General features: G+C 70.0%; 10 protein-coding genes. 2 read left to right on the top strand and 8 right to left on the bottom strand.

All coding sequences use genetic code 11. The features are described from left to right. Positions 1-97: 97 nt before the first annotated feature. Positions 98-655: a DUF6668 family protein gene (locus AC31A1_RS39565; RefSeq protein WP_489657919.1), complete on the bottom strand. Its 558-nt coding sequence runs from the start codon at positions 653-655 to the stop codon at positions 98-100. A gap of 244 nt (positions 656-899) precedes the next feature. Continuing rightward, on the bottom strand, positions 900-1,022 hold the full coding sequence (locus AC31A1_RS39560; RefSeq protein WP_489657918.1) for a hypothetical protein: 123 nt from the start codon (positions 1,020-1,022) through the stop codon (positions 900-902). A 345-nt stretch (positions 1,023-1,367) separates the two neighbouring features. Between AC31A1_RS39560 and AC31A1_RS39555 the strand changes: the two genes are divergently transcribed. Continuing rightward, on the top strand, positions 1,368-2,144 hold the full coding sequence (locus tag AC31A1_RS39555) for a hypothetical protein (protein ID WP_489657917.1): 777 nt from the start codon (positions 1,368-1,370) through the stop codon (positions 2,142-2,144). 10 nt (positions 2,145-2,154) lie between these two features. On the opposite strand, the gene AC31A1_RS39550 is transcribed toward AC31A1_RS39555, so the two are convergent. The 3 genes from AC31A1_RS39550 to AC31A1_RS39540 form a co-directional block, all read right to left on the bottom strand. Continuing rightward, positions 2,155-2,619, bottom strand: a complete 465-nt coding sequence (locus AC31A1_RS39550) for a VOC family protein (RefSeq protein ID WP_489657916.1) — start codon at positions 2,617-2,619, stop codon at positions 2,155-2,157. Positions 2,620-2,657: 38 nt separating this feature from the next. Beyond that, positions 2,658-3,647 (bottom strand): EamA family transporter RarD, encoded by a 990-nt coding sequence (gene rarD, locus AC31A1_RS39545; protein ID WP_489657915.1) that lies wholly within the window; start codon positions 3,645-3,647, stop codon positions 2,658-2,660. Between the two features lie 201 nt (positions 3,648-3,848). Beyond that, positions 3,849-4,703, bottom strand: coding sequence for an SDR family oxidoreductase (locus AC31A1_RS39540; RefSeq protein WP_489657914.1), 855 nt, complete (start codon positions 4,701-4,703; stop codon positions 3,849-3,851). Positions 4,704-4,808: 105 nt separating this feature from the next. Here AC31A1_RS39540 and AC31A1_RS39535 point away from each other — a divergent pair, with 105 nt between their 5' ends. Continuing rightward, positions 4,809-5,225, top strand: coding sequence for a winged helix-turn-helix transcriptional regulator (locus tag AC31A1_RS39535; protein WP_489657913.1), 417 nt, complete (start codon positions 4,809-4,811; stop codon positions 5,223-5,225). Between the two features lie 265 nt (positions 5,226-5,490). Here AC31A1_RS39535 and AC31A1_RS39530 read toward each other — a convergent pair whose 3' ends face one another. From AC31A1_RS39530 to AC31A1_RS39520, 3 genes are all read right to left on the bottom strand, one after another. Continuing rightward, positions 5,491-6,570 carry a 2-oxoacid:ferredoxin oxidoreductase subunit beta gene (locus AC31A1_RS39530; protein WP_489657912.1) on the bottom strand — a complete coding sequence of 360 codons (1,080 nt, stop codon included), beginning with the start codon at positions 6,568-6,570 and terminating at the stop codon, positions 5,491-5,493. After that, positions 6,563-8,491 carry a 2-oxoacid:acceptor oxidoreductase subunit alpha gene (locus AC31A1_RS39525; protein ID WP_489657911.1) on the bottom strand — a complete coding sequence of 643 codons (1,929 nt, stop codon included), beginning with the start codon at positions 8,489-8,491 and terminating at the stop codon, positions 6,563-6,565. Before AC31A1_RS39525 ends, AC31A1_RS39530 begins: the two co-directional genes overlap by 8 nt. 318 nt (positions 8,492-8,809) lie before the next feature. Further along, positions 8,810-9,476, bottom strand: a 667-nt coding sequence (locus tag AC31A1_RS39520; RefSeq protein WP_489657910.1) for a LuxR C-terminal-related transcriptional regulator, incomplete at its 5' end; no start/stop codon positions are given.

Genomic DNA, 9,476 nt, shown 5'->3' with positions numbered 1-9,476 from the left:
AGCGGGTTGGTGCCGGGTACGCGGCGGGCTGCGCCGTACCGCCACGACCCGCTCCCGTTGCGTCGGCGGCTGCGGGCTCGTGGGGCTGGGGTGTGTGTCAGCGGGGGCGCCGGATCGTGCCTGTGAGGCGGGCCAGGGCCTCTGTCTCGCGGGGTGGTTCGCCGGTGAGGTCGCCGATGCGCCAGGCCGGGACCCAGGGGACGCGGTAGACGTCGATCACCGATTCGATGGCCTTGATGTGCTGGGCGAGTTGGCGGGGGAGGCGGCCGGGGGCGTCCGCTACGAGGACTACGGCGTCCAGGTCGAGCCCTGCGGGTGCCTCACCGCGCCGGAAGGCCTCCAGGGCGCGGGAGACGGCGGCCAGCCCTGTGGCATGCGTGCGGGCGACGAGCAGGATCGACGGCGGGTCCTCGGGGCCCGGCCAGTCGCGGCCGCAGTCCTGGCCGCCGTAGACCGAGGCGAGGGTGGTGGCGCCGGTGCCGCCGTGGGTGGCGACCCAGGAGAAGCGGCGGCGTGGGGTGGTGGCGATGCCGGCGGGGATACTGGAGGGGCGCTCGGGTGCTTCCGGTGTCCTTGCGTGCGGGCCGTCGTCCACCGGTAGCGGTGCCGGTCCGCGGAGCCAGATCTCCGGGCCCTGCCGTCCACCTGTCTGCATGACCGAACTCCTCCCTCGTGACCCCGCCGGTGCTCACGGAACTCCTGGGACGAGGCTGTGACGTCGCGGTGACCTGAGAACCTGAAGGGAACGGCGAGACTCAACAGTACGCGTACGAACGGATCTTGACGCTGGGGAACGCGGGCCGCCTCCCCGACGCATGCGAGTGAGGGAACCGATGACTCGATTCAGCCGCGAGAAGAAGCGGGAACAGAAGCGAGCCGCACGCTCGGCACCCGCCGCGTCACCTTTCGAGGTACGCGTACCCGTGGACGGCCCGGGCGCCGGTGGTGCGTCGATCGGTGGAGTGCCGGTCGCGGTCGTCGCGGGGGAGGAGATCCAGCAGGCGGTGCTGAGTCACCTTCATCGCATCGCCTCGGCCACGGGGCATCCCGTGCAGGCGACCATCCACGACGATCGCATCGGGTACGTCGTTCCGCTCCAGATCGATCCGGACGGGTCCAGTCACTTCTCGGCGGAGCCTTGGGCGATCGTCGGTGCGGGTGGAGGTGCGGGTGAGGGGAGTGCCCCGGGTGGTGGGTTTCCGCCGGTGCCCGCGCTGCCGCCGGGGGTCTCTGCGGACGTCGTAGAACTTGAACCGGAATCTGAGAATCGCCCTGGGGCGAGTGGTGATCCGGTGACTCATCGGCTGCGGGCCGTGTCCGCTCCGGTGGCGGAGGGGGAGGTGGTTCCGACCTTTCCGCTGCGGGCCGTGCCTGAGTCGGTGGGGGAGTCGGCGCCCACGTTCCCTTTGCACGCCGTGCCGGAGTCGGCCGAGGGGGGTGCGCCGCTGGGGTCGGTCCAGGCGCCTACGGGGGCGTTCGGGCCGCCGCCGGTGATGGATGCGGCGCCGGTCGCGGATGTGCCGCCGGTCGCTCCTGAACGTGCCTCCCGTCCTGCCGCCATCCCCATTCCCGACCTCGCCCTCACCGCCCCGGAACCGGACCCCAAGCCGACGCCCGCGCGCGGGTTCGACGCCGTGGCAGAGGCCGTGCTGGGGGACGAACCGGTGACGACCGACGGCGCGGGGACCGCGTTTCTCATCGAGCCGATGGTGCGGATCAACGAGGCCGTCAAGGCGGGGCGGATCGACGAGGCGGCGGGTCTTGCGGAGCGGACCGTCGCGGATGCGGCGGGTGCTCTCGGGCCTGAGCACTCCGAGGTTCTGCGGTTGCGTGAACTCGCCGCCTACATCGCCTACTTGGCCGGTGACCCGCTCCGCGCCTTCCACCTCTCCCTCGACCTCGCCCGCATCCGCCACCGCGCCCACGACGCGGAGGCCGCCTACGGCAACGTCCAGAGCGCGGCCACGGCCTGGCGTGCCGTACGCGACCCGGAGCAGGGCCTCGCCCTCGGCCGCGACCTCATCGACCTGTGGACCGAACTCACCGCCGGGGACGGGCCCGCCGTGGAGGACATAGAGGAACTGGAGTCCGCCCGCGCCCGTATGGGGCGCCTCACGGAGCGCGCCCGTAGGGCTGCTGAGTGAAGGCCGCCCTCTAGGCCACGCAGAACTCGTTCCCCTCGGGGTCCGTCATCACGACCCATGCGCCGGCCGGTTCCATCACCCGGCGCAGGACGCTTGCGCCCAGGGCCGTGAGGCGTTCCACCTCGGCCTCACGGTGGTCCGGGCCCGGGTGCAGGTCGAGGTGGAGGCGGTTCTTGGTGGTTTTCGGCTCCGGGACCCGCTGGAAGAGGAGCCGGCGGCCCAGGCCCGTGCCGCGGTCCTTGTCGTAGGGGTCGTCGGGGTGGCGTACGGCCATCAGGTCGCGGAAGGCCGGGCGGCCGTGGAAGTCGACGGTCGCCGCCGCGGGCAACGCGCCCATTTCCAGGAGCTGTCGGACGAGAGTGCTGTTGTCCTCGGGCTCGTAGTGGAGCGCGGCCGCCCAGAAGTCCGCCTGGGCGTGCGGGTCGGCCGCGTCGATGACCAGTTTCCAGTGGAGTGGGGTGGGTGTCTTCGCCATGCCCTTCACTCTGGCATCGGTGCGGTGTGCCTGCGGGGCTACGCCTCCACCGTGTCCACCGGGTTCGGACTTGCGGCCGGGGACCTCTCCTGGGGGACCGCCGCCGCTGCTGCTGCCGCCCTACCCCTGCGTGCCGTGCGCCATGCGTCCGTCGTCAGGAGGACGAGGGCCAGCCATACCAGCGCGAAGCCCGCCCAGCGTGCGGGTGGCATGGACTCGTGGAAGTACAGGATGCCCAGCAGGAACTGGAAGACCGGGGCCAGGTACTGGAGCAGGCCCAGGGTCGACAACGGCACCCGGATCGCCGCCGCGCCGAAGCAGACGAGGGGGAGTGCGGTGACGATGCCGGTGGAGGCGAGCAGGGTGGCGTGGCCGACGCCCTCCTGGGCGAAGGTCGCCTCGCCGTGCGCGCCGAGCCACAGCAGGTAGGCGAGCGCCGGCAGGAACTGGATCGCCGTCTCCGCGGCCAGGGACTCGATGCCGCCGAGGTTGACCTTCTTCTTCACCAGGCCGTACGTCGCGAAGGAGAAGGCCAGGCAGAGGGAGATCCAGGGTGGCTGGCCGTAGCCGACCGCCAGGACGATCACGGCGGCCAGGCCTACGCCGACCGCGGCCCACTGTGCCGGGCGCAGGCGTTCCTTCAGGAGGAGGACGCCCATCGCGATGGTGACGAGGGGGTTGATGAAGTAGCCGAGCGAGGCCTCGACGACGTGGCCGCTGTTCACGGCCCAGATGTAGACGCCCCAGTTGACGGTGATGAAGGCCGCGGCGATCGTGACGAGGCCCAACTTGCGTGGCTGGCGCAGGAGTTCACCGGCCCAGGCCCAGCGCCGGATCACGAGGAGCGCCACGGCGACGAAGGCCAGCGACCACACCATGCGGTGGGCGAGGATCTCGGCGGCGCCGGCGGGTTTGAGCAGCGGCCAGAACAGCGGGACCAGGCCCCACATGCCGTATGCCGCGAAGCCGTTCAGCAGTCCTATGTGGTGCTGTTCGCCCTTCGGCTTGCCGTTCGGCTTCCCGCTCACGGCCCCCTCCTTCGCGCGCTGTGCCCTGGCCGCGTCGGCGCGGCCAGCACGAAGGTAGCGCCGGGCGGGCCCGTCTGTCATGGCCGTATCGCCATACGGTCATGACAGGCGGGGAGGGGTGCCCGACATACGGGCACTCCCGACAAGGGGTTCCCGGTCGTCGCGCCGTGATGGCGGGGGGAGCGGCCCTCCGGAGGCGGGTCAGCCCTTGAGCGCGATGGCGATCGACTCGCTGACCGGCGTGGTCGGGCGGCCCGACAGGCGGGACAAGTCCCCGGTGGAGACGACCAGTTGGCCCTGCGCGATGGACTCGTCGACGCCGACGAGGATCGCGGCGAACGGCTCGGGCAGGCCGGCGCCGGTGAGGATGCCGACGAGGGTCTCGGCGGGCACGTTGTTGTAGGCGATCTCCTTGCCGGTCTGCCGGCTCAGCTCGGCCGCGTACTCGGCGAAGCCCCACGCCTCGTCGCCGCCCAGTTCGTACGTCTGGTTCTCGTGGCCCTCGCCGGTCAGGACGGTGACGGCGGCAGCGGCGTAGTCGGCGCGGCTCGCGGAGGAGACCCGGCCGTCACCGGCGGCGGCCACGACGGCGTTGTGCTCCAGCACGGGGGCGAGGTTCTCGGTGTAGTTCTCGTTGTACCAACCGTTGCGGAGCAGGGTGTACGGCACGCCGGACGCCAGCAGTGCCTCCTCGGTGCCGCGGTGGTCGTCGGCCAGGGCGGCGGTGAGGGTGCCGGGGGCGCTGGTGTAGGCGAGGAGCGCGACACCGGCGGCCTTCGCGGCCTCGATGACGACCTTGTGCTGTCCGACGCGGCCCTTCTCGAACTCGTTGCCGGAGATCAGCAGCACCTTGTCGCCGGCGGCGAAGACGGTGTCGAAGGTCTCGGGGGTGTTGTAGTCCGCGACCACGATCTTCACGCCGCGCTCCGCGAAGCCGGCGGCCTTCTCCGGCGTACGGACGGCAGCTGTGATCTGGTCGGCCGGAACCTTCTCCAGCAACTGCTCCACGACGTGACGGCCGAGGTGTCCGGTGGCTCCGGTGACGACGATGCTCATGGGTGACAGCTCCTTGTGGGTGTGCGGTGTGGTGCGGTGCGTGTCACTAACCCTAAGGGAGGCGCTAACTAGTGGAAAGTACCCACTTTGAAGTAAGGTACAGGCATGGCAGTAAGTGCAGAGATGACCGGTGGCCGCGCCGTGGGTGAGGCGATGTGCCCGCACCGGCTGATCATGGAACACGTCACGTCCCGCTGGGGCGTCCTGGTCCTCATCGAGCTCCTCGACCGCCCCTACCGCTTCAGCGAACTCCGCCGCGCGATCGGAGAGGTCCGGCAGGTGAGCGAGAAGATGCTGGCGCAGACCCTGCAGACCCTGGAGCGGGATGGCCTGGTGCATCGCGACGCCCAGCCGGTGATCCCGCCGCGGGTCGACTACTCCCTGACCGACCTGGGCCGCGAGGCGGCGGAACAGGTGCGGGGGCTGGCGTTGTGGGCCACGGACCGGATGGGGCGGGTGCTGGAGGCGCGGGAGGCGTACGACGCGGAGAAGGCGCGAGCCGGTACCGCCGGGGCGCTCTAGTCCTGCCTTGTGCGCGGCGCGTCCTTCCGTGCGCCCCCTTTCCGCCTCGCGCGCCGCTTTCGGGGGCGGGGCAGGCTGGTCGGCATGGTTGCGTCAGAACAGGCCGAGGCCATACAGGAGTTGGCTCGGCAGGTCGGCCGCGTGGCGGAAGAACTGAACCGGACACGCTCCTCCGCGCCAAGCGGGACATCCCCGACGCGTGACGTGAACAGGCAGAGGGCCCGGGAATCACTCCCAGGCCCTCACGCGACAGCGAGACGAACCGTCAGCCCACAACCGTCCAGGTGTCCCCGCCCGCCAGCAGGGCCGCCAGGTCGCCCTTGCCGTTCTGCACGATCGCCGTGTCGAGCTGGTCGGCCATCTGTGTGTCGTAGACCGGGCGTTTCACCGAGCGCAGTACACCGATCGGGGTGTGGTGCAGGGTGTCCGGGTCGGCCAGGCGGGAGAGGGCGAAGGCGGTTGTGGGGGAGGTCGCGTGGGCGTCGTGGACCAGGATCTGGGACTCGTTGTCCGGGGTTACGTCGACCACCTTCAGGTCGCCCGTCGTCGCGTCCCGGATCACGCCGCGCGAAGCGTCCGCGCCGAAGCGGATCGGCTGCCCGTGTTCCAGGCGGATGACCGCTTCCTCGGCTTTCTGGCGGTCCTTCAGCGCGTCGAAGGCGCCGTCGTTGAAGATGTTGCAGTTCTGGTAGATCTCGACCAGGGCCGTGCCGGGGTGGGCGGCCGCCTCGCGGAGGACCTGGGTGAGGTGTTTGCGGTCCGAGTCGATCGTCCTCGCGACGAAGGACGCCTCCGCGCCGATCGCCAGCGACACCGGGTTGAAGGGCGCGTCCAGCGAGCCCATCGGCGTCGACTTGGTGATCTTGCCTACCTCGGAGGTCGGCGAGTACTGGCCCTTCGTCAGGCCGTAGATCCGGTTGTTGAAGAGGAGGATCTTCAGGTTGACGTTGCGGCGCAGGGCGTGGATCAGGTGGTTGCCGCCGATCGACAGGGCGTCGCCGTCTCCCGTGACCACCCACACCGACAGGTCCCGCCTGGACGCGGCCAGGCCCGTCGCGATCGCGGGCGCGCGGCCGTGGATGGAGTGCATGCCGTACGTGTTCATGTAGTACGGGAAGCGGGAGGAGCAGCCGATGCCGGAGACGAAGACGATGTTCTCCTTGGCGAGGCCCAGTTCCGGCATGAAACCCTGCACCGCCGCGAGGATCGCGTAGTCACCGCAGCCGGGGCACCAGCGCACTTCCTGATCGGACTTGAAGTCCTTCATGGACTGCACTGCCTCGGCCTTGGGGACGAGTGAAAGTGCCTCGATCGTGCCCGTGCCTTCCGTGGACGTCTCAGCCATCGATGGCCTCCTTGAGAGCCGTGGCGAGCTGCTCAGCCTTGAACGGCATGCCGTTCACCTGGTTGTACGAGTGCGCGTCCACCAGGTACTTCGCCCGCACCAGCGTGGCGAGCTGACCGAGGTTCATCTCGGGGATCACCACCCGGTCGTAGCGCTTGAGGACCGCGCCGAGGTTGCGGGGGAAGGGGTTGAGGTGGCGCAGGTGCGCCTGCGCGATCGACTCGCCGGCGCCCCGCAGGCGGCGGACCGCCGCCGTGATCGGGCCGAACGTCGAGCCCCAGCCCAGGACCAGCGTCCGCGCGCCGTGCGGGTCGTCGACCTCCAGATCCGGTACGTCGATGCCGTCGATCTTGGCCTGGCGGGTGCGGACCATGAAGTCGTGGTTGGCGGGGTCGTAGGAGATGTTGCCCGTGCCGTCCTGCTTCTCGATGCCGCCGATGCGGTGTTCCAGGCCGGGGGTGCCGGGGATGGCCCACGGGCGGGCCAGGGTCTGCGGGTCGCGTTTGTAGGGCCAGAAGACCTCGGTGCCGTCGTCCAGGGTGTGGTTCGGGCCCTGCGCGAACTGGACGGTGAGGTCCGGGAGTTCGTCGATGTCGGGGATGCGCCAGGGCTCGGAACCGTTGGCCAGGTAGCCGTCCGAGAGGAGCATCACCGGGGTGCGGTAGGTCAGCGCGATCCGCGCGGCCTCGATCGCCGCGTCGAAGCAGTCGGCCGGGGTGCACGGGGCGACGATCGGGACCGGCGCCTCGCCGTTGCGCCCGAACATCGCCTGGAGCAGGTCGGCCTGTTCCGTCTTGGTGGGCAGGCCGGTGGAGGGGCCGCCTCGCTGGATGTCCAGGACGAGGAGCGGAAGTTCCATGGAGACGGCGAGACCGATGGTCTCGCTCTTCAGCGCCACGCCCGGGCCGCTCGTCGTCGTCACCGCGAGGGAGCCGCCGAAGGCCGCCCCCAGCGCCGCGCCGATGCCCGCGATCTCGTCCTCGGCCTGGAAGGTCCGTACGCCGAAGTTCTTGTGCCGGCTCAGCTCGTGCAGGATGTCCGAGGCCGGGGTGATCGGGTACGAGCCCAGGAAGAGGGGGAGGTCCGCCTGCCGGGACGCGGCGACCAAGCCGTAGGACAGGGCGAGGTTCCCGGAGATGTTGCGGTAGGTGCCGGTCGGGAACGCGGTGGTGGCCGGGGCGACCTCGTAGGAGACCGCGAAGTCCTCCGTCGTCTCACCGAAGTTCCAACCCGCCCTGAACGCCGCGATGTTGGCCGCCGCGATCTCGGGTTTCTTCGCGAACTTCGACTTGAGGAACTTCTCGGTGCCCTCGGTCGGCCGGTGGTACATCCACGACAGCAGGCCCAGCGCGAACATGTTCTTGCTGCGCTCGGCCTCCTTGCGGGTCAGACCGAAGTCCTTGAGCGCCTCGACCGTGAGGGTGGTGAGGGGGACGGGGTGCATGCTGTAGCCGTCCAGCGACCCGTCGTCGAGGGGCGAGGCGGCGTAACCCACCTTCTGCAGCGCGCGTTTGGTGAACTCGTCCGTGTTGACGATGATCTCCGCACCGCGCGGCACATCGGCGATGTTCGCCTTCAGGGCGGCCGGGTTCATCGCGACCAGCACGTTGGGCGCGTCGCCCGGGGTCAGGATGTCGTGGTCGGCGAAATGCAGCTGGAACGACGAAACCCCCGGCAGGGTGCCTGCGGGGGCGCGGATCTCGGCCGGGAAGTTCGGCAGTGTGGAGAGGTCGTTCCCGAAGGATGCCGTCTCCGAGGTGAAACGGTCACCGGTGAGCTGCATACCGTCACCCGAGTCACCCGCGAACCGGATGATCACCCGGTCCAGGCGGTGGACGTCCTTCACCCCCGCCGGTTTGCGTTGTTCCCCGACGACGGCTCCGTCGGCCTGCTCCGCTGGGCTACTGACCTGGCTGGTCACTGAACTGGACCTCCTCTTCGAGGACGCTGTCCGGGCATGGTCGTACTGCCGACCCTCCCAGGATCAACCCTACGTCTGTAAGGGTCGCCTTCCTTCGGCCGTTCGCATGATGGATGCTGTTTTGAGACGGCCAGGCGCCCTGACTTGTCATGATTTCCCGCCCCCCGTCACTTCCCTTGACGACGCTCCCGTTGCGTTGACTGGTTCTCGGATTGCGCTGTCCGAGTCTCGGACTCGGCTGACGGCAAACCGACGGCGGTGAACAACCGCCGGTCGGCGGCCGGACAGCTGACACGGTGTCAGTTTGGCAGGATTCTGTCAGGAGTTGAGGTAGGTGAGGACGGCCAGAACTCGTCGGTGATCCCCGTCACTCGGCGACAGGCCGAGCTTCAGGAAGATGTTGCTGACGTGCTTCTCGACCGCGCCGTCGCTCACCACGAGCTGCCGGGCTATCGCGGAGTTCGTCCGACCTTCGGCCATCAGCCCCAGCACCTCGCGCTCCCGCGGGGTGAGTCCGGCGAGCACGTCCTGCTTACGGCTGCGCCCGAGCAGCTGCGCGACCACCTCCGGGTCGAGCGCCGTACCGCCCGAGGCCACGCGCACCACCGCGTCGACGAACTCACGCACCTCGGCCACCCGGTCCTTCAGCAGATAGCCGACGCCGTGCGTGGAACCGGCCAGCAGTTCGGTGGCGTAGCGCTCCTCCACGTACTGCGACAGCACCAGCACGCCGAGGCCGGGATGCGCCTTGCGCAACTCCACGGCCGCGCGGACGCCCTCGTCGGTGTGCGTCGGCGGCATCCGTACGTCGGCCACGACCACGTCCGGCAGCGCGCCCTGCTCGCCCAGCTCGGTGATGGTCTTGACCAGCGCGTCCCCGTCGCCCACCCCGGCCACCACGTCGTGCCCCCGGTCGGTCAACAACCGGGTCAGGCCCTCCCTGAGCAGCACTGAATCCTCGGCGATGACCACCCGCACCCTGTCC

The sequence above is a fragment of the Streptomyces sp. P5F9 genome, assembly GCF_057961495.1.
Note: the sequence above shows the minus strand (reverse complement) of the source record. Positions and strands in the feature narration are given on the sequence as shown.

What these genes read in the sequence shown, in the direction of transcription:
- AC31A1_RS39565 (WP_489657919.1), bottom strand. Translation starts at nt 655, where the DNA reads ATGCAGACAGGTGGACGGCAGGGCCCGGAGATCTGGCTCCGCGGACCG.
- AC31A1_RS39560 (WP_489657918.1), bottom strand. Translation starts at nt 1,022, where the DNA reads ATGAAGGTGACTCAGCACCGCCTGCTGGATCTCCTCCCCCGCGACGAC.
- AC31A1_RS39550 (WP_489657916.1), bottom strand. Translation starts at nt 2,619, where the DNA reads ATGGCGAAGACACCCACCCCACTCCACTGGAAACTGGTCATCGACGCG.
- AC31A1_RS39540 (WP_489657914.1), bottom strand. Translation starts at nt 4,703, where the DNA reads ATGAGCATCGTCGTCACCGGAGCCACCGGACACCTCGGCCGTCACGTC.
- AC31A1_RS39535 (WP_489657913.1), top strand. Translation starts at nt 4,809, where the DNA reads ATGGCAGTAAGTGCAGAGATGACCGGTGGCCGCGCCGTGGGTGAGGCG.
- AC31A1_RS39530 (WP_489657912.1), bottom strand. Translation starts at nt 6,570, where the DNA reads ATGGCTGAGACGTCCACGGAAGGCACGGGCACGATCGAGGCACTTTCA.